Here is an 18,690-nt window from a genome sequence, read left to right on the forward strand (position 1 = left end):
ACCGTCCTCCCGGTGCGCCACCACTACGCCTCCGGCCCGCCGCTGACGTCCCGCGAGCGGCCCTCCTCCAGCACCCGGTAGCCCGCCGAGGTGTACAGGCCCATCGCCGCCTCGTTCCCGCCGAACACGTTGAACATCAACGCACGGTCACCGGCGGCCAGCACCGCCTGCTCGCCCACCGCCATCGCCGCCCGGCCGAAGCCCCGCCCCCGCAGCTCCGGGCGGACGTCCAGCGAGTAGCCGAAGGTGACACCCGGCAGGAAGCCGTGCAGCAGCCAGCCGGTGCCGATCGGTCCGCCGTCCGCCTCCATCACCAGGAAGGCGTGGCCCGGTGTGGCCATCTCCTCGGGCAGCAGCCGGGCGAAGTCCGTCGCCGACTTGGCCCGGGCCTCCGGCTCCGTGTGCGAACCGGAGCGGACGATGTCCGCGACGTAGGCGTCGTCCTGCTCCGCCCGCCAGAGCGGGTACTCCTCGGCCGTCATCGGACGGGCCGTCACGCCGCCCGGCACCACCGCCGTCGCGGCGAGCTCCTTGACCCGGGTCTGCCCGCGCACCGCGTACCGGTCGAAGAGCGGGTCCGAACCGACCACCCGGACCTCGATCCGGCGGCCGCCGCGCTCCGCACACCACCGCTCGGCCCAGGCCAGCACCGCCGGGCGCAGCTCCGTCCGCCCCGGCTCCGTCCACACCTCGCCGATCCGGCCGACCGGGGAGCCGTCCCGGTCGGTCACCGCCACCGCGGCGTACCCGACCGTCCGGCCGCCCTCCCGCACCGCGGCGAGCGTCCACTTCTCCGTCTGCTCGCGCTGCTGCTCGGCCAGGTGCTCGGCGGCAGGGGCCGCCAGCCCCTCCGCGCGGTAGCCGTCCGCGAGCCTCCGCAGGAAGGCAGGCAGCCAGGCCGCCCGGTCGGCGTCCAGCGATATGTCCGTGGTCATCCAGGCACCCTAGACACCGGCCGCCCGGCGCTGCCATCGGAAAAATCCGGCCACCGCGGCCGGATCAGCCCGCCCCGTACTCCCGGTGCTCCCGCGGGCTCACCCCGCGCACCCGCTTGAAGGCGCTGCTCAGTGCGAAGGGGCTGCCGTACCCGACCCGGCGGGCCACCGCCGCGAGCGTCGCCTCCGGCTCGCGCAGCAGGTCGGCCGCCAGATCCAGCCGCCACCCCGTCAGGTACGCCATCGGCGGCTCGCCGACCAGCTCGGTGAAACGCCGTGCCAGCGCGGCCCGGGACACCCCGGTCTCCGCCGCCAGCGACGCCACCGTCCACGGCTCCGCCGGCCGCCGGTGCAGCAGCCGCAGCGCCCGGCCCACCACCGGGTCCCCGGACGCCCGGTACCAGCGCGGCGGGGCCGCCTCCGGCCGGGCGAACCACTCGCGCAGCGCCGTGATCAGCAGCAGGTCCAGCAGCCGGTCGAGGACCACCTCCTGGCCCGGCGCGTCCCGGTCCATCTCCTCGCCGAGCAGCGCCGGCAGCGGCGAGGACCAGGCGTCCGCCGGCACCACCGCGACCGGCGGCAGCGCCCGCAGCAGCCGCCCGTTCACCTCGCCGCGCAGCTGGTAGGTGCCGGTCAGCAGCACCGCCGCGCCGTCCGCCCGATCGCCCCACGACCGGCCGCCGAGGTCCATCTCCTCGCACAGCGGGGCACCCGCCGGATCGGTGGACACCTGCCCCGGGTGGATCACCACCGACACCGGTGTGTCCGGCCGGTCCGCCACGGTGTACGGCTCCGGGCCGCGCACGATCGCCAGATCGCCCGGTGCCAGCAGGGCCGGCTCCCCGGCCGCGGGCACGATCCAGGTCGTGCCGCGCACCATGCTGACCACCGTCAGCGGCGCCTCGTCGCGGACCGCCACCGCGAACGGCGGGGCCAGCACCGAGCGCAGCAGGAACGCCCCCCGGGCCCGCGGCGCCGCGAGCAGCCCGGCCAGTCCGTCGGAGCCGTCCATGGCTCCCAGCGTAGACGCACGCGTATGCGGGCGAGCGGACCGGCCATGGTCACCGCGCCGTCCCGCCGGTTGACTTGACGGTATGACAAGGACCACGGGGGACAGGGAGGTGCGGACCATGGCGACGGCACTGCTGCTCGCGGCCGCCATCGCGACAGGACTGATGGCCGGGCTCTTCTACGCGTTCGCCTGCGCGGTGATGCCGGGCCTCGGGCGGAGCGGCGACCACACCTTCGTCGAGGCGATGCAGCGGATCAACACCGCCATCCTGAACGGCTGGTTCGCCGCCGCGTTCGTCGGCGCGCTGCTGCTCACCGTGGCGGCCGGGGCACTGCACCTCGGCGGGGCCGGGCGCACCGCGCTGCCCTGGATCGCCGCCGCCGCAGGGCTCTACCTGGTCGTCCTGGTGGTGACGATGGCCGTGAACGTGCCCCTCAACGACCGGCTCGCCGCGGCCGGCGAACCCGGCTCGCTCACCGACCCGGCCGCCGTCCGGGCCGCCTTCGAGCAGGCCTGGGTGCGCTGGAACACCGTCCGCGCGGTACTCAACACCGCCGCGTTCGGCTGCCTCGGCTGGGCGCTCGTCCTCTCCGGACGCGCCGGGGCCTGACCGCCACCGGGTGTGAGGTGGTGCAGGATGGAGACATGTCCGTAGTGAAGATCAACGTGCTGACCGTCCCGGCCGAGATGCGGGAGACCCTGGAGAAGCGGTTCGCCGCCCGCGCCGGGGCGGTGGAGAACTCCGACGGCTTCGAGTGGTTCGAACTGCTGCGCCCGGTCGAGGGCACCGACCAGTACCTGGTGTACACCCGGTGGGCCAGCGAGGACGCCTTCAAGGCGTGGATGGAGGGCCCGATGCAGGCAGCGCACCGCCAGGGCCCGCCGGCCGCCGAGGGCGAGGCGCCCAAGCGGCCCGCCGCCAGCGACTCGGTGCTCTGGTCCTTCGAGGTGGTGCAGTCCGCCGGCCCCAAGGCCTGATCGCGGAGCAGTGACGGGGTACGGCCGGCGGCCGTACCCCGTCACTGCTTCTCGGCGGGTGCCGTCGCCGGCGCCCCCGTCGCCGGCACCTCGGCCGGCGGCGCGAAGGCCACCGGGGCGCCGAACGCGGCCCGGCGGGTGCTGCGGCGCAGCGCCCGCAGCACCGCGCCGCCCACCGTCAGGCAGAGCACCGCGGTGAGCGCCGCCCGTGGCAGGTCCCAGCCCAGCGAGGTGGTCAGGCAGTAGAGGGCGAACCGCGGCAGGTTCGCCGAGAGCGGGTCGCCCGGGACGAAGGCGATCGAGCTCGCCTGCCCGGCGATGTACGGCCAGCCCTGCAGGTTCATCACCGTGCCGTACCCGACCGCCGCGAGAGCCCCGTACCCGGCGAGCAGCAGGTGCTCGCCGCGGCCGCGCAGTCCGGCCGTGCCGGGCAGCAGCCCGGCGCCCAGGCAGACCCAGCCCATGGCGAGCATCTGGAACGGCAGCCAGGGCCCCACCCCGCCGGTGAGCAGCGCCGAGGCGAACATCGAGACCGAGCCCAGCACGAAGCCGAAGCCCGGTCCGAGCACCCGCCCGGCCAGCACCATCAGGAAGAACATCGGCTCCAGTCCGGCGGTGCCCGCGCCGAGCGGCCGCAGCGCCGCCCCGGCCGCGGCCAGCACGCCGAGCAGGGCGACGGCCTTGGCGTCCAGCCCGGGGGCGCCGCCGCCCGCGGCGCGGCCCTCGGAGATCTGGGCGACCACCACCGCGAGCAGCAGCGGCATGAGCAGCGCGAACAGCCAGGGTGCGTCGGCGGAGTGGCCGACCAGGTCTGAGCCGGGGGAGGCGAGCAGCGGCCAGCCGAACGCGGCGACGCCGATCGCCGACAGCAGGGCCAGTGCCGGCCCGGAGCGCCGCCCGAGCGGGGCCGGCCCGGCCGGGGCGCTCACAGCTCCTCCCCGAGTTCCGCGGTGACCTGACCGAGCGTCAACCATGGCCCGGGGTTGAGGATCTTGGCGATCTGCGGGGCGAACGCCGGTGCGGCGGTGACGACTTCGGCCGTCGGACCGTCGGCGACCACCTCGCCCTCGGCCAGCACCACGGTGCGGTGGGCGAGTTCGGCGGCGAGCTCCACGTCGTGGGTGGCCAGCAGTACGGCGTGTCCGGCCTCGGCGAGGCCGCGCAGCACCGTCACCAGCCGGGCCTTGGCGGCGTAGTCCAGGCCGCGGGTCGGCTCGTCCAGCAGGATCACCGGGGGTGCGGAGGTGAGCACCACGGCGAGGGCGAGGGTGAGCCGCTGGCCCTCGGAGAGGTCGCGGGGGTGCCGCTCGTCGGCCAGCCCGGGCAACAGGTCGGCGACCAGGGCCCGGCAGGTGCCGGCGGGGGCGGCGGCGTCCCGGTCGGCGGCGGCGCACTCGGCGCCGACGCTCTCGGTGCACAGCAGGTCGCGCGGCTCCTGCGGGACGAGCCCGATCCTGCGGACGAGTTCGGCGGGCCGGGCCTTGTGCGGGGTGAGCCCGCCGACCCGCACGCTCCCGCCGGACGGGGCGTGCAGCCCGACGAGGCCGCCGAGCAGGGTGGACTTGCCGGCCCCGTTGCGGCCCATCAGCGCCGTGGTCTCGCCGGCCCGCAGCACCAGGTCCACGCCGCGCAGCGCGTGCACCGGCCCGCGTTTGACCGCCAGCCGCTGCACCAGGGCGAGCGGCTCGCCGGCCGGGGCGGCGGGGGCGGGCGGGGTGCGCTCCGCCAGCCGGGCGCGCAGCCCGGCGGCGCGGCGCCGGGCGTCGCGGACCGACAGCGGCAGCGGCGACCAGCCGGCCGCCCGGCCGAGCGCGACCACCGGCGGATGCACGGGGGAGTGCGCCATGACCTCCGCCGGGTCGCCCAGCACCGGGGCGCGGGCGGGCCCCGGCAGCAGCAGCACCTGGTCGGCGTACTGGACGACGCGCTCCAGCCGGTGCTCGGCCATCAGCACGGTGGTGCCGAGGTCGTGGACGAGCCGCTGCAGCACGGCCAGCACCTCCTCGGCGGCGGCCGGGTCGAGCGCGGAGGTCGGCTCGTCCAGCACCAGCACCCGGGGGTGGACGGTGAGCACCGAGCCGATCGCGACCCGCTGCTGCTGGCCGCCGGAGAGCGAGGTGAGGGCGCGGTCGCGCAGCTCGGCGAGGCCGAGCAGGTCGAGGGTCTCCTCGACGCGGCGCCGCATCACGTCCGGGGCGAGACCCAGCGACTCCATGCCGTAGGCGAGTTCGTCCTCGACGGTGTCGGTGACGAAGTGCGCGAGCGGGTCCTGGCCGACGGTGCCGACCACGTCCGCGAGGTCGCGCGGCCGGTGGGTGCGGGTGTCCCGGCCGGCGACGGTGACCCGGCCGTGCAGGGTGCCGCCGGTGAAGTGCGGGACGAGCCCGCTGACCGCGCCCAGCAGGGTGGACTTGCCGGAGCCCGACGGGCCGACCAGCAGGCAGAGTTCGCCCTCCGGGACGGTCAGGTCGACCCCGGTCAGGGCGGGTTCGGCGGCGTCGGCGTACGTCACCGACACCTGCTCGAAGGTGATCACGAGCTCCTCCGGGGCGGGGTGGGGGCGGCCACCGCCGGCACCAGGCCGAGCAGCACGGCGGCCGCGGCGGGCAGCGGCAGTCCGGGGATCTCCGGCGGCACCACCGACGGCGCGAACGCCGCCGGCCAGCGCCCGGCGCACCAGATCGTCAGCACCGCGACGGCGACGCCCGAGCCGGCGACCAGCCACTCGCGGGCCGCCCACGGGTCGGGCCGGTAGCGGGTGCGGAGACTGCGCCGGCCGCCGAGCAGCAGTCCGGCGGCGGCCGAGGCCAGCCCGAGCAGCAGCACCGGCAGCGCCCAGCCGCCGCCCGCCGTGCCGAGCAGCCCGTACAGGGCGGCGCAGACGCCGAGCAGGCCGAGCAGGGTGAGCGCGGCGGTGGCCCGGGCGAGGCGGCGCGGCACGTCGGCGGTGCGGCCGAAGCCGCGGGTGTCCATCGCGGCGGCCAGGGCCACCGACCGCTCCAGCGCGCCCTCCAGCACCGGCAGGCCGACGCTCAGCAGGGCCGCGACGCCGCGGTCGTCGCGGCCGCGCAGCCGGCGGGCGGCCCGCAGCCGCCGCACGTCGGCGACCAGGTTCGGGGCGAAGGTCATCGCCACCACCGCGGCCAGCCCGGCCTCGTACAGTGCGCCGGGCAGGGCGCGCAGCAGCCGGGTCGGTGAGGCGAGCGCGTTGGCGGCGCCCACGCAGACCAGCAGCACGGCCAGCTTCAGCCCCTCGTACAGGGCGAACAGCAGGCCCTCCAGGGTGATCGCACCACCCACCCGGACGCCCTGCGCCCAGTGCGGCAGCGGCAGTTGCGGCAGGGTCAGCAGGGCGTGGGTGCCCTGCACGGGCGAGCCGAGCAGCACGGTGAACACCATCCGGATGCCCAGCACCAGCAGGCCGAGCCGCAGGAACGCCCCGTACGAGCGGGACCACGGCTCGTCGCCGCGGCGGGCCGCGACCACGTACCCGGCGACCGCGCCGATCAGCAGGAGCAGCAGCGGGTTGGTGGTGCGGGAGGCGGCGGCCGCGAGGCCGAGCGCCCACAGCCACCAGGCGCCGGGGTGCAGGTGGCGCGGGCCGGCGGCGGGGCGTGCGGCGGTGCGGGTTCGTGGCATGGCGGGGTTCTCCGGGCGGCCGGGTCGGACGTCAGCGGCGGCGGCGCAGCTGCCACCAGGCGCCGGTGCCGAGCAGCAGGACGAGGACGCCGCCGAGCACCGGCCCGAGCAGGCCGCCGCCGTCGGACGGGGAGCCGGAGGCGGCGGGGGCGTCGGCCACGGCCTCGCCGCAGCCCGCCCTCGGGTAGCCGGCGATCGCGCACAGCATGCCCGCGCTGTCGTAGCGCAGCGGCGGGACGGTGGCGGCGAGGACCTCGGCGGAGGTCGCGGCGGCCGGCACCGAGGCGCAGGCCGTCCGGGCGGCGGGCGGGGTGCCCGCGCCCTTCGGGGCGTCGGCGGGCGTGCCGAAGTCGAGCACCACGGCGACCCGCTTGCGGCCCTGCTGGGCCGCGGTGGCGCCGCACAGCGCCGCGAAGTCCCCGGCGGCGCCGGGCCGCGCGGCGTCCCGGCCGCCGTCGGGGCTCAGCGCGAAGCGCCAGCCGTCGACCGAGCCGTCGGCCGGCACGTACACCGCCGGGCCCTGCTGCTGGTAGGCCCAGGCGCCGCCGCTCCACTTCCAGAACGACCAGTAGCGGTAGTCGGCGGCCTGCGCGGGCGCGGCGGGCACCAGGACGAGGAGGGCGGCCGGGACGGCGGCGAGCAGCGCCGCCGCCGTCCGGCGGAGCGCAGCGGTCACTGCTGCCCGTCGTCCTTCGCCGGGGTGCCTGCGGCCGCGGCGGCCTGCCGGCGCCGGTTGAGGCTGATCATCAGCCCGCCGCCGATGCCGACCACCAGGCCGGTGCCGACCAGCCAGATCGGCGAGAAGCCGCCGTTGTCCTCGCCGTCGGTGATGCCGGAGCCGGGCGCCTCGGTGCCGTCCGGGTTGGCCGAGGCGGCCGAGGCCGCCGCCGAGGGCAGCGCGGCGGGCTTCGGGCCGGAGTCCGCCAGCAGCTGGACGAGGTTGGTGCCGCCGAAGTTGTACGGGTCGAGCTTGGCGGCCCGGGCGACCAGCAGCAGGGTCGCGGCGGCCGCCGGGTCGGTGCCGTTCTTGCCCTTGGCGGCCCAGGAGTAGCCGTTGCCGGCCAGCCAGTCGGCGGCGCCCGCGGCCTGGTGCGGGTGGCCGGCCTTCACCAGCGACAGCACCGCCCAGGAGGTGGCGTTGAGATCCGGGGCGGGCTCGGCGCCGGGGGTGGCCAGCATCAGGTGCTGCCCGTTGGCGTTCAGCTGCCCGACCAGGTACGCGGAGGCGGCCTCGGCGGACTGCGCGTGCGGCACGGCGGTCGCGGCGCCGTCGGCGCAGGCCTGGGCGGCGGGCGCGGCGTCCGTCCGGTCGGTGGTGGTCACCGGCAGCGCCCCGCCGGCGGTGGCCAGCGAGGCCTGCCCGGAGGCCAGGCCGTTGGCCTTGGCGTCCGCGGCCGGCTGGTAGACGAAGCCGCCGCGCTCGGCGGCCGGGGCGGCGCAGCCGAGCTGGAAGGCGGCGAGGCCGTCCCAGGCGGTGCGGCCGGCCTTGGCCACCTGCGCCGGGTCGGTGTGCGCGGCGGTCAGCGCGCTGATCGCGAGGCCGGTGGAGTCGGCGTCGCCGGGGCTGCCCGGGTTGTAGGCCCAGGTGCCGTCCGCGTTCTGGTTGGCCTTCAGCCAGCCGACGCCCTTGGTGACCGCGTCCTGGTGGCCGCCGAGCGCGACGAGCGCCTGCACGGCGACGGCGGTGGCGTTGCTGTCCTCGGTCTTGGCGTCGCAGGCGGCGGAGGTGTCCGCCCGGAAGCTGGGCCAGCCGCCGTCCGCGCACTGCTGGCCGGTCAGCCAGGAGACGGCGGAGTCGGCCGGGACGACCTTCGCGGCGGCCAGCGCGGTCAGCGCCAGCGACTGGCGCCACACGCCGTCGTAGGTGGGGTCGCCCTTGCCGTACAACGCCGCGGGCGGGGTGACCGGGGACGGCGCCGGGGTGTCGGCCAGGGCCGGTGCGGCGGCGCCGGCGGCCAGCAGCAGGCCGGCCAGCGCGGAGGCGCCCAGGCGGGCGGCGGTGAGCATGTGAGGGTGAGCCTTTCGGTGAGCGGTGCAGCAGCCCGGCGGGCTGCCCGTAGACCTCGACGGAACCGGGCGTGCCACGCCCGGCCGGCCGCTCGCCCCGGCCCCGGGCAGTCCGGCTCGCCCGCCCGGCGGGCTCACGGTTGCGGGTCAGCGCCGGATTCGCACCGGCTTCCCCCGGGAGGGGCGGATGGAGTTGTCGTGCGCACCGACTCTAACGGCCACCCGCGCAGCGCCCGCAGCGGCACTGGTGGAACACGTTCCAGTTCCGGGCCGGCGTACGGGTACCTCCCCGGGGTTCCTAGCCCGCCGGGGTCAGCAGCCGCGCCGCGGTGTGCAGATCGGCCCGCACCTCGGCCAGCGAACTGCGCCCGGACAGCCAGCTCAGCAGGGTCGCGTGCCAGGTGTGCCCGACCACCCGCAGCGCCGCCTGCTGCTCGGCCGTCGGCGGGCCGGGCAGCCGGGCCGCGGCGAGCACGATCTCGGACGTCAGCTCGGCCACCGCGTCCACCTCCCGCCCCACCGAGCGGTCCGCGAAGGACAGCGCCCGCACCATCGCCTCCGCCAGCCGCGGGTCGCGCTGCAGCGCGTGGAAGGCCAGCGTCAGCGTCTCGGCGACCCGCCCCGCCGGGTCCGGCGCCGTCGGCGGATGCCGCCTCACCTGCTCCTTCAGCTGTCGCAGCTGCTCCTCCATCACGGCCACCAGCAGGTGCACCTTGGACGGGAAGTAGCGGTAGAGCGTGCCCAGCGCGACCTCGGCGCCCTCGGCGACCTCCCGCATCTGGACGGCCTCCCAGCCGCCCCGGGAGGCCAGCGCGGCGGCGGCGCGCAGCATCCCGCGGCGCCGCTCCGCCTGGCGCGGGGAGAGCCGGCGGCCGGCAGTGGTGGACGCGGTCAACACAGCCCCCCAGGGCATCGACGGGACGGGACCGGGCACGTGGCGTGAATCACCATCCCCGGCCCGAACCGCGAAGCTACGGGCCGGTATCTTCGAGGTCTCTCGTTGTTCACATACAAGACGACGATGACCACACCACCATGAAACGTGATCTACTTTAACCGCTTCGGCCGCCATGCCGGGTTGAGTAGGGACAAGGGGACCAGCATGACCGCGTCGCCGCGACCGCTGCGGATCGCCCTGCTCTCCTACCGCGGCGACCCGTTCTGCGGCGGCCAGGGCGTCTACGTCCGGCACCTGTCCCGTGAGCTCGCCCGGCTCGGCCACCACGTCGACGTGATCGGCGCCCAGCCCTTCCCCGTCCTCGACGAGGTCGAAGGCCCCGGCTCGGTGCGGCTCGTCGAACTGCCCAGCCTCGACCTGTACCGCGCCGACGACCCCTTCCGCACCCCGGCGCTCGCCGAGTACCGCGGCCCGGTCGACGTGCTGGAGTTCCTCACCATGCGCACCGGCGGCTTCCCCGAGCCGCTGACCTTCTCGCTGCGCGCCCGCCAGTACCTCGCCCGCCACCGCGGCCGCTACGACGTCGTGCACGACAACCAGACCCTCGGCTACGGTCTGCTCGGCCTGGAGCGGCACGGCTTCCCGCTGGTCACCACCGTGCACCACCCGATCACCGTCGACCGCCGGCTGGAGCTGGAGGCCGCGGCCACCGCCGTCAAGCGGCTCTCGCTGCGCCGCTGGTACGCCTTCACCCGGATGCAGAAGCGGGTCGCCCGGCGCCTGGAGCACGTCATCACCGTCTCCGCGAGCTCCGCCGCCGAGATCGTCGAGCACCTCGGCATCGGCGCCAGCGCCGTCTCCGTGGTCCCGATCGGCGCCGACACCCGGCTCTGGTCGCCCGACCCGTCGGTGGCCACCGTGCCCGGACGGATCGTCACCACCTCCTCCGCCGACGTGCCGCTCAAGGGCCTCGTCCACCTCGTCGAGGCGCTCGCCAAGGTCCGCACCGAGCGCGAGGCCCACCTCGTCGTCGTCGGCAAGCCGCAGAAGGAGGACGGCCCGGTCGCCGACGCCGTCCGCCGCTTCGGCCTGGAGAAGTACATCGACTTCCGGACCGGCCTGACCGACCGCGAACTCGTCGACCTGTACCGCTCCGCCGAGGTCGCCTGCGTGCCCTCGCTGTACGAGGGCTTCTCGCTGCCCGCCGCCGAGGCGATGGCGACCGGCACCCCGCTGGTCGCCACCACCGGCGGCGCCATCCCCGAGGTCGCCGGCCCGGACGGCGAGACCTGCCTCGCGGTGCCGCCCGCCGACGCCGGCGCGCTCGCCGCCGCCCTCGGCCGGCTGCTCGACGACCCCGCCCTGCGAGAACGCCTCGGCGAGGCCGGCCGGGCCCGCGTCCTGGCGAACTTCACCTGGCAGCGGGCCGCCGAACTCACCGCCGAGCGCTACCGCGCGGCCGTCGCCACCGGGGCCGGGCAGCACGCCCGCGCCGGCCGCGGCTGGCGCTACGTCCCCTGACGCTTCGCCTCACCTCCTTCAGTACAGCAGCAACGAATGGGAGCCCCGCAGTGCTGACCGTCGATTTCTCCCGCTTCCCGCTCGCCCCCGGCGACCGGGTGCTCGACCTGGGCTGCGGCGGGGGCCGGCACGCCTTCGAGGCCTACCGGCGCGGTGCGAACGTCGTCGCCCTGGACCAGAACGGCGACGAGATCGCCGAGGTCCGCAAGTGGTTCGCGGCGATGGAGCAGGCGGGCGAGGCCCCCGCCGGCTCCTCCGCGGTGGCCATGGAGGGCGACGCGCTCAACCTGCCCTTCGACGACGACACCTTCGACCGGATCATCATCTCCGAGGTCATGGAGCACATCCCGGACGACAAGGGCGTGCTCGCCGAGATGGTCCGCGTCCTCAAGCCGGGCGGGCTGCTCGCCGTCACCGTGCCCCGCTACCTGCCGGAGAAGATCTGCTGGGCGCTCTCCGACGAGTACCACGAGGTCGAGGGCGGCCACATCCGCATCTACCGTGGCGACGAACTCGTCGAGAAGGTCCGCGAGTCGGGCCTGGAGCCCTACGGCACCCACCACGCGCACGCGCTGCACTCCCCGTACTGGTGGATCAAGTGCGCGGTCGGCGTCAACAACGACAAGGCGCTGCCCGTCCGCGCCTACCACCAGCTGCTGGTCTGGGACATCGTCGGCACCCCGGTGATCAGCACCCTCACCAAGGCCGCCGAGAAGGCGCTCAACCCCGTCATCGGCAAGAGCTTCGTGGTGTACGCCTCCAAGCCGCACCGGGCCGGCAAGTGACCGCGGCCGTCCCCGACGCGCTGCTGCTCGACGGCGTCCTCGACGCCGAGCAGGCCGCCGCCACCGTCCGCTCCATCCTCGCCGACCAGCAGCGCGACGGCGCCCTGCCGTGGTTCCACGGCGGCCACCTCGACCCCTGGGACCACACCGAGGCCGCGATGGCCCTCGACACCGCCGGCGAGCACGCCGCCGCCGAGGCCGCCTACCGCTGGCTGGTGGACCACCAGAACCCCGACGGCTCCTGGTACGCCGCCTACTCCTACGGCCACGGCGGCCCCGACGGTGAGGTCACCAACGCCGCGAAGGAGACCAACTTCTGCGCGTACATCGCCGTCGGCGCCTGGCACCACCACCTGGCCACCGGCGACGACGCCTTCCTGGAGTGGATCTGGCCCACCGTCCGCCGCGCCCTCGACTTCACCGTCGGCCTGCGGCTGCCCGGCGGCCCGATCGCCTGGCGCCAGGACGAGGACGGCACCGCCCCCGACGAGGCGCTGCTCACCGGCTCCTCCTCGATCCTGCACGCCCTGCGCTGCGGCCTCGCCATCGCCGACCACCTCGAAGAGCCCCAGCCCGACTGGGAGTTGGCCGCTGGACGGCTGCGCCACGCGATCGCCCACCACCCCGAGCGGTTCCTCGACAAGGACCGCTACTCGATGGACTGGTACTACCCCGTCCTCGGCACCGCGCTGCGCGGCGTCGAGGCCGAGCGGCGGATGGCCCGCGACTGGGACCGCTTCGTGGTGCCCGGCCTCGGCGTGCGCTGCGTCAGCGACCGGCCCTGGGTCACCGGCGGCGAGAGCGCCGAACTCGCCCTCGCCCTCTGGGCGGTGGGCCAGTCCGACCGCGCCGTGGAGATCCTCCGCTGGATCCAGCACCTGCGGCACACCGACGGCTCCTACTGGACGGGCTACGTCTTCGAGGACGACGCCATCTGGCCCGAGGAGCGCACCACCTGGACGGCCGGCGCCCTGCTGCTCGCCGTCGCGGCCCTCGGCGGCGACCACGCCACCGTCGCCGTCTTCGGCGGCGAGGGCCTGCCCGCCGGCCTGGTCGTCAACGACTGCTGCTGACCGGACACCCGAAAGGGGCGGTACCCGACCGGGTACCGCCCCTTTCGGGTGTCCGTCCGTCAGCCGCGCTGGATGCCGGAGGTGTCGCTCAGCAGACCGTGCGAACCGTCAGGCAGCTGCGCCACCAGCGCCGCGCCGCGCTGCTCGACCGCCAGGTACCAGGTGCCCGGGACGAGCTCGCCGACCGGCGGCCCCGCCGGGTTGTCCTTGTTCGCCAGCTGGCGGACGGCCGGCACCGCGAACCAGAACGGCTGGAACGACGCGGCCGGAGCGGCGTCGTGCACCTGCTGCGGGGCGGCCTGGGCCCCGGCCGGGTAGCCGTAGCCGCCGTGCTGCTCGGCACCGAACGCCGGGGCCTGCACGGCGCCCGGCTGCCCGGCCTGCGGGTAGCCGTACTGACCGGGCTGACCGGGCTGGCCCGGCTGGCCGCCCTGCGGGAAGCCCTGGTACGCCTGCGGGGCCGGCGCGGCCGGCTTGTCCGTCAGCAGCGGCGCCTGCAGCGCCGGCACCAGCGGGCCCGCGGCAGCGCCACCGGCCAGCACCAGCGCGGCCAGCAGGCCGAGCCAGGCACCGAAGCCGTGGCTGACACCCTCGCCGCCGCCGGCGAGCGCCCACAGCGCCGACCACAGCGTGGCGACCGACAGCGCGGTGCCCCACTGGTCCAGGCGCAGGCCCAGCACCTGGCGCCCGGTCGACGCCTCGCCCTGCAGGCGGTGCAGCAGGATCAGCACGGCCGCGACGATGCCCAGCAGGAACGCCGAGGGCAGGATCGGGAAGAGCGAGGCCTTCCACGCGTTCTGACTGTCCGAGGAGCACCGCCCGGCGATGCAGAACTCGACCGTCAGGTAGGGCAGGAAGGACGCGATGAAGAGCAGCACGGCCGCACCTGCGACGGCGGCGTCTCCCCGCGTGAGAGCGCGCAGATTCACTAACGTTCCCCTCGTTGGTGTGTCGTGTACTGCATGTCGGGTCGTCCCCGGACGTGCAAGAGCCTAGGGCCCGGGTCGTGCGCTGTGCACAGCGCCCCGGGGAAACCCCCGAATTCGTTGCGAAATCGCCGTGGCTCCTGGTCAGGCGCACCACCGGCGGACCGGCCGGACGGGCCGCGCCGGCCGTGCGCCCCCGGTCAGGAGCCGCCGGCCAGGAAGGCGGTCACCGCCTCCGCGATGCCCTCGGCGGCCTTCTGCCGCCACTGCGGGTCCGTCATGTGCTGGGCGTCCGCGGCATTGCGCATGTTGCCGCACTCGATGAACACCTTCGGCACCCGCGACAGGTTCAGGCCGCCCAGGTCCGTCCGGGTGTCCAGGCCGTCCTTGCCGATGTAGTCGGCGTACGGCTGGCCGGTCGCCTGCCGGAAGTCGTCGCGCAGCAGCACGCCCAGGCGGTGCGAGGGGTCGACGATCGCCGAGGTGTCGGCCGGCCCGGCGGTCACCTTCCCCGGCATGATCACGTGGAAGCCGTGCGCGCCGGCCGGGGCGCCGTCGGCGTGCACGGACACCGCGGCGTCCGCCTTCGCCTGGTTGCCGATCCGGGCCCGCTCGTCGATGCACGGCCCGAACGGCCGGTCGCCGTCCTGGGTCAGCACCACGCTCGCGCCGCGCTGCCGCAGGATCTCCCGCGCCCGGTGCACCACGTCCAGCGTGTACGAGGCCTCGCTGTAGCCCGCGTTGGTGGACGTGCCGGTGGTGTCGCACTCCTTGCGGGCGTTGCCGATGTCCACCTGCCGGTTGATCTCGGTGGTGTGCTTGACGTTGCCCGGGTTGTGCCCCGGGTCCAGCAGCACGGTGCGGCCGTTCAGCGGGCCCGAACCGGTCGGCGCCGAGGCGCTCGGGACCGCGTTGGACGGCGCCGGACCCGAGGAGGGCGCCGCCGCCGACGCCCCCGCCGACTCCGGGTCGGAGGAGGCCGGCGCCGGATCCGCGGCCGGGCCCGACGAGGCCGGGGGAGCCGCCCCCGGACGGGAGCCGTCGGCGAGCGCCTGCCAGCCGAACCAGCCGCCCGCCGCGAGCACGGGCACCGTGCAGACGAGCAGGGCGAGGCCGAGGCGGCGGGCGCGGCGGGGGCGCTCCGGGTACTGGGTGTCGGTGGTGGTGCCGGTCACGGGTGGTTCAGATCCTGTCCCAGGTGCGCTCGGTCAGACCGTAGGTCTTCGCGATCGCGTTCCATTTCGCCACGAAGTCCTTCTTGGACTGGGTGGCCTGCGGATTGAGGTCGTTGGCGTGCTTCTTGTCGGCGGTGTTCGGGGCGGTGCTGCCGGAGCAGCCCTGGCTCGCCACGGTACGGGCCCAGGCCGCGTACGCCCGGTCGATGTCGCCCGAGGTCTGCCAGGCCGACTTCAGGGTCTGCGCCGCCTCCGCGCCGCCCGGCAGGTCGCCGAGCGCCAGCTTGCCGAGGTCGGCGACCAGCTGGTCGCGCTGCGTCGCACCGTCGTCGAAGACCTGGGCGGCGCTCTCGATCTCCGACTTGTCCGGGCAGCTCGCCACCTTGGCCACCGCGCTGCCGATCGGCGCCTTCGCGCTCTCGCCGCGGGCCAGCAGCGCGTCCAGCGCCTTGGCCTGCCCCTCGGACCCGGCCCCGGCGCTCGGCGAGCCGCTCGGCGACGCGGCCGCCGAGGACCCGCCCGCGGCGGCGGACGGCGCCGCGCCACCGGCCCCGCCCTGCGCGGGCGGCGAGACGGCCCGCGCCGCACCCGTCTTGCCGTCGGAGCCCGAGTTCTGCACCGCCCAGACGGTGCCCACGCCGAGCAGCAGCACCAGCACGACACCCGCGCCGATCAGCATCGGTGTCCGGTTGCGCGGCGGCTCCTGATCGTCCAGGTCCTCGTACACCGGCGCGGGGGCGCCCGCGGGCCGCGGCCCGGCCGGGTCGAAGGCCGGGAACGGCGCCCGTCCGCCGTCGAACGGCGCGGCGCCCTGCGGAGGCGGAAATCCGGGCCCGGGCGGCGGGAAGCCCTGCGCGGGGAAGGCCTGCGTCCGGTCCTGCGGCGGGAAGCCCGGCGCGGACGGCGGCGCGGCCACGTACGGCCGGGCACCGAACGGCGGTCCCTGGTCGCCCGGACCGCCGGCGGGCACCGGCGGCAGCATCGTCGTCGCCTGCTCGTCCGCCGCCGGCACCCGGGCCGGCGGGAAGCCCGGCGGCGCCGTCGGCGGGAACGGCTGCGCCTGGGCGTGCGGCGGGAAGCCCGAGGGCGCCACGGCCGGGAAACCCGGGGGGCCGGCCGGGGGCGGCGGAGGGGCACCCTCGGGCCCCGGCCGGCGCCGCACCCAGCCGCCGGCACCGCCGCGCGCGGTCGGGTCCCAGACCGCCGGCGGCGTGTTGTCCTGATCCGTCATTCCCTCGCCCTCGCCCCGCTGCGTAGTCGCGTCGCACCCACCGCGCCGTGCCCAGCCGTTCGACTGCTGTCGGACACCGTACAGACCCCGGGCGCGCCACGGCACGGCACCCGGAGGGTACCGCCCGTGTCGTACGACGGCGGAGCGCCCGGGATCGTGCCCGCGGCGGCCCGCCCCGCGGCGCGTCCTCAGCCCCGCGCGCGCCGCAGCACCCGCAGCGAACCCGTCACCGAGACCTCCTCGAAGCCCTCGGCCAGCGCCCGCAGGTACACCCGGTACGGCGCCTGCCCGCCGTCCTCCGGGTCCGGGAAGACGTCGTGGACGACCAGCAGGCCGTCCTCGGCCAGGTGCGGCGCCCAGCCCTCGTAGTCGCCGGTGGCGTGCTCGTCGGTGTGCCCGCCGTCGATGAACACCAGCGCCAGCCGGCCGCCCCACAGCGCGGCGATCTGCGGCGAGCGGCCCACCAGCGCCACCACGTGCTCCTCCAGGCCCGCGTGGAACAGCGTGCGGCGGAAGACCGGCAGGGTGTCCATCCGGCCGACCTCCGGGTCGACCAGCGTCGGGTCGTGGTACTCCCAGCCCGGCTGCTGCTCCTCCGAGCCCCGGTGGTGGTCCACGGTGAGCGCCACCGTGCCGGTCCGGCGGGCCGCGTCCGCCAGCAGGACCGCCGAGCGGCCGCAGTACGTCCCGATCTCCAGCACCGGCAGCCCGGTGCGCCCCGCGGCCTCCACCGCCGCCGCGTACAGCGCGAGGCCCTCGTCCACCGGCATGAAGCCGGTCGCCGCCTCGAAGGCCTTCAGCACCTCGGGCCCGGGCAGGGCCGCGGCGGGCGCGTCGTGGCGGTCGGTCATGCTGCTGCTCCCTGCTGGCGGACGGAACGGTGCAGCGGACCCTACCCGACGGTACGGCCGGCCCGGGTGCCCGCCCGGCCCGGGTGCCCGACCGGGCCGCGCCCGTACCCTCGTTGCCGTCAGACGCCACCGCACGAGGGGAACGGGAGCACCGATGCGCGCAGCGATCCTGCACGAGACCGGCCAGGACACGCTGGAGGTCCGCGACGACGTGGAGACGGTCGACGTCGGGCCCGGCACCGTCCGGGTCCGGATGCGTGCCGCCGGACTCTGCCACTCCGACCTCTCGGCGATGAGCGGCGTCCTGCCGCAGCCGGCGCCGTTCGTGCCCGGCCACGAGGGCGCCGGCGAGATCACCGAGGTCGGCCCGGGCGTCACCGGCCTCGCCCCCGGCGACCGGGTGGTGCTCTGCTGGATGCCGCCCTGCGGCGGCTGCGCGTTCTGCGCCCGCGGCGAGACCCACCTGTGCACCGCGAGCCTCAAGCGGCTCGCCGAGCCCACCTTCCGGTTCGGCGGCGGCACCGCCGCGTACGGCTTCTACAGCACCGGCAGCTTCGCCGAGGAGGCCGTGGTCGCCGCCGACGCCGTGCTGCGGATGCCCGCGGACCTGCCCTTCGAGCTCGCCGCCCTGGTCGGCTGCGGGGTCACCACCGGCTTCGGCGCGGTGGTGAACACCGCGCGGGTCGAGCCGGGCGCCACCGTCGCCGTGCTCGGCGCCGGCGGGGTCGGCGCGGCCGCCGTGCAGGCCGCCCGGATCAGCGGCGCCGCCCGGGTCACCGCCGTCGACCCGGTCGCCGCCCGCCGCGAGCGGGCCCTGGCACTCGGCGCCACCGACGCGATCGCCCCCGAGGAGCTGCGCGCCGCCGCCAAGGGCCTCGCCCTCGGCGGCTACGACTACGTGGTGGAGGCGGTCGGCCGCTCGGAGACCGTCCGCGCCGCCTACGACGCCGCCCGCCGCGGTGGCGCCGTGGTGGTGGTCGGCGCCGGCGCCCGCGACGACAGGGTCGCGTTCAGCCTCGGCGAACTGTTCTTCAACGAGAAGCGGGTCCTCAGCTCGCTGTACGGCGGCGGCGACGTCGCCCGCACCGCGGCCCGGGTGGTCGACCTGTGGCGGGCCGGCCGGCTCGACCTGGCCGCGCTGGTCACCCACCGGGTGCCGCTCGAAGAGGTCGGCCGGGCGATCGCCGGGATGCGCAGCGGCGAGGCACTGCGCACGGTGCTCACCTTCGACTGAGCGCGATGCCGGCCGTCCGGCGGCGGGCCCGCAACGCCGGCGGCCCGGGGCGAGAGCCCCGGGCCGCGCGGTGTGCGAGCAGGTCAGCGGCGGTGCCGGCCGTGCGGGTCGGCGTCGGGGCGGTCGTCCGGTGCCGTCGTGCCGCGGTGGCGGCCGTGCGCGGTGTCCTCGGCCATGGCCTCGTCGGCGCCGGGCGCGGTGCGGTCGTGCTCGGTGGTGTCGGTGAGGGTCTCGGACATGAGCTTCTGTCTTCTCCGTGCTGTGCGGTGCTGCGGGCGCAGCGTCGTTCGGCCGGGCACTCGGCTGCCCGACCGTCCGGGCGTTCGGCGCCCGGGACCGCGGCCGCCGGGGCGGCCGAATCGGGTACGAGCCTATCGGGGCGGTCACTGCCCGCGCACGGCAGACTCCGATCCGGTGGGCGCTCG

General features: G+C 76.3%; 19 protein-coding genes and 1 riboswitch. Of the genes, 6 read left to right on the top strand and 13 right to left on the bottom strand.

Features of this window, described 5'->3' with window-relative positions; genetic code table 11:
* Positions 1 to 23: 23 nt before the first annotated feature.
* Positions 24 to 935 carry a GNAT family N-acetyltransferase gene (locus AB0P35_RS03420; RefSeq protein ID WP_363505879.1) on the bottom strand — a complete coding sequence of 304 codons (912 nt, stop codon included), beginning with the start codon at positions 933 to 935 and terminating at the stop codon, positions 24 to 26.
* A gap of 64 nt (positions 936 to 999) precedes the next feature.
* Positions 1,000 to 1,947, bottom strand: a complete 948-nt coding sequence (locus tag AB0P35_RS03425) for an AraC family transcriptional regulator (RefSeq protein WP_363505882.1) — start codon at positions 1,945 to 1,947, stop codon at positions 1,000 to 1,002.
* 118 nt (positions 1,948 to 2,065) lie between these two features.
* Here AB0P35_RS03425 and AB0P35_RS03430 point away from each other — a divergent pair, with 118 nt between their 5' ends.
* Both AB0P35_RS03430 and AB0P35_RS03435 read left to right on the top strand, forming a co-directional pair.
* Entirely contained in the window at positions 2,066 to 2,557 is a 492-nt protein-coding gene (locus AB0P35_RS03430; RefSeq protein WP_257019207.1) for an anthrone oxygenase family protein, read from the top strand.
* A gap of 35 nt (positions 2,558 to 2,592) precedes the next feature.
* Positions 2,593 to 2,925: an antibiotic biosynthesis monooxygenase gene (locus tag AB0P35_RS03435; RefSeq protein WP_095875065.1), complete on the top strand. Its 333-nt coding sequence runs from the start codon at positions 2,593 to 2,595 to the stop codon at positions 2,923 to 2,925.
* A gap of 41 nt (positions 2,926 to 2,966) precedes the next feature.
* Here the strand turns inward: AB0P35_RS03435 and AB0P35_RS03440 are convergent, their stop codons facing one another.
* The 6 genes from AB0P35_RS03440 to AB0P35_RS03465 form a co-directional block, all read right to left on the bottom strand.
* Positions 2,967 to 3,899, bottom strand: a complete 933-nt coding sequence (locus tag AB0P35_RS03440; protein ID WP_363505886.1) for an ECF transporter S component — start codon at positions 3,897 to 3,899, stop codon at positions 2,967 to 2,969.
* Positions 3,851 to 5,461, bottom strand: coding sequence for an ATP-binding cassette domain-containing protein (locus AB0P35_RS03445; RefSeq protein WP_363505889.1), 1,611 nt, complete (start codon positions 5,459 to 5,461; stop codon positions 3,851 to 3,853). Before AB0P35_RS03445 ends, AB0P35_RS03440 begins: the two co-directional genes overlap by 49 nt.
* Entirely contained in the window at positions 5,458 to 6,564 is a 1,107-nt protein-coding gene (locus tag AB0P35_RS03450; RefSeq protein WP_363505892.1) for an energy-coupling factor transporter transmembrane protein EcfT, read from the bottom strand. Before AB0P35_RS03450 ends, AB0P35_RS03445 begins: the two co-directional genes overlap by 4 nt.
* Before the next feature lie 31 nt (positions 6,565 to 6,595).
* Positions 6,596 to 7,240, bottom strand: a complete 645-nt coding sequence (locus AB0P35_RS03455; RefSeq protein WP_363505895.1) for an SCO2322 family protein — start codon at positions 7,238 to 7,240, stop codon at positions 6,596 to 6,598.
* Positions 7,237 to 8,571, bottom strand: a complete 1,335-nt coding sequence (locus tag AB0P35_RS03460) for a prenyltransferase/squalene oxidase repeat-containing protein (RefSeq protein ID WP_363505898.1) — start codon at positions 8,569 to 8,571, stop codon at positions 7,237 to 7,239. The genes AB0P35_RS03455 and AB0P35_RS03460 overlap by 4 nt, the downstream gene beginning before the upstream one ends.
* A gap of 105 nt (positions 8,572 to 8,676) precedes the next feature.
* A riboswitch (cobalamin riboswitch) is annotated at positions 8,677 to 8,746 on the bottom strand.
* A 123-nt stretch (positions 8,747 to 8,869) separates the two neighbouring features.
* Positions 8,870 to 9,403 carry a TetR family transcriptional regulator gene (locus AB0P35_RS03465; RefSeq protein WP_363506329.1) on the bottom strand — a complete coding sequence of 178 codons (534 nt, stop codon included), beginning with the start codon at positions 9,401 to 9,403 and terminating at the stop codon, positions 8,870 to 8,872.
* A 270-nt stretch (positions 9,404 to 9,673) separates the two neighbouring features.
* Here AB0P35_RS03465 and AB0P35_RS03470 point away from each other — a divergent pair, with 270 nt between their 5' ends.
* Genes AB0P35_RS03470 through AB0P35_RS03480 form a run of 3 tightly spaced genes read left to right on the top strand, consistent with a single transcriptional unit; the run spans position 9,674 to position 12,848 of the window.
* Entirely contained in the window at positions 9,674 to 10,990 is a 1,317-nt protein-coding gene (locus tag AB0P35_RS03470) for a glycosyltransferase family 4 protein (RefSeq protein WP_095875071.1), read from the top strand.
* Between the two features lie 50 nt (positions 10,991 to 11,040).
* On the top strand, positions 11,041 to 11,775 hold the full coding sequence (locus AB0P35_RS03475; RefSeq protein ID WP_095875072.1) for a class I SAM-dependent methyltransferase: 735 nt from the start codon (positions 11,041 to 11,043) through the stop codon (positions 11,773 to 11,775).
* Positions 11,772 to 12,848 (top strand): prenyltransferase, encoded by a 1,077-nt coding sequence (locus AB0P35_RS03480; protein WP_363505902.1) that lies wholly within the window; start codon positions 11,772 to 11,774, stop codon positions 12,846 to 12,848. The genes AB0P35_RS03475 and AB0P35_RS03480 overlap by 4 nt, the downstream gene beginning before the upstream one ends.
* Positions 12,849 to 12,907: 59 nt before the next feature.
* On the opposite strand, the gene AB0P35_RS03485 is transcribed toward AB0P35_RS03480, so the two are convergent.
* From AB0P35_RS03485 to AB0P35_RS03500, 4 genes are all read right to left on the bottom strand, one after another.
* Positions 12,908 to 13,726 (bottom strand): hypothetical protein, encoded by an 819-nt coding sequence (locus AB0P35_RS03485; protein ID WP_363505905.1) that lies wholly within the window; start codon positions 13,724 to 13,726, stop codon positions 12,908 to 12,910.
* 248 nt (positions 13,727 to 13,974) lie between these two features.
* On the bottom strand, positions 13,975 to 14,949 hold the full coding sequence (locus AB0P35_RS03490) for an N-acetylmuramoyl-L-alanine amidase (protein WP_363505908.1): 975 nt from the start codon (positions 14,947 to 14,949) through the stop codon (positions 13,975 to 13,977).
* A gap of 7 nt (positions 14,950 to 14,956) precedes the next feature.
* Positions 14,957 to 16,180: a hypothetical protein gene (locus AB0P35_RS03495; protein WP_363505911.1), complete on the bottom strand. Its 1,224-nt coding sequence runs from the start codon at positions 16,178 to 16,180 to the stop codon at positions 14,957 to 14,959.
* A gap of 188 nt (positions 16,181 to 16,368) precedes the next feature.
* Positions 16,369 to 17,031, bottom strand: coding sequence for a class I SAM-dependent methyltransferase (locus AB0P35_RS03500; RefSeq protein WP_095875077.1), 663 nt, complete (start codon positions 17,029 to 17,031; stop codon positions 16,369 to 16,371).
* Positions 17,032 to 17,185: 154 nt separating this feature from the next.
* On the opposite strand from AB0P35_RS03500, the gene AB0P35_RS03505 reads away from it, so the two are divergent.
* A complete protein-coding gene (locus tag AB0P35_RS03505; protein WP_363505914.1) occupies positions 17,186 to 18,265 on the top strand; it encodes an alcohol dehydrogenase catalytic domain-containing protein in 1,080 nt (359 codons plus the stop codon).
* Between the two features lie 83 nt (positions 18,266 to 18,348).
* Here the strand turns inward: AB0P35_RS03505 and AB0P35_RS03510 are convergent, their stop codons facing one another.
* Entirely contained in the window at positions 18,349 to 18,504 is a 156-nt protein-coding gene (locus AB0P35_RS03510; RefSeq protein WP_179419215.1) for a hypothetical protein, read from the bottom strand.
* Positions 18,505 to 18,690: the final 186 nt, after the last annotated feature.

Source organism: Kitasatospora sp. NPDC085879 (assembly GCF_040686255.1).
GTDB lineage: Bacteria > Actinomycetota > Actinomycetes > Streptomycetales > Streptomycetaceae > Kitasatospora.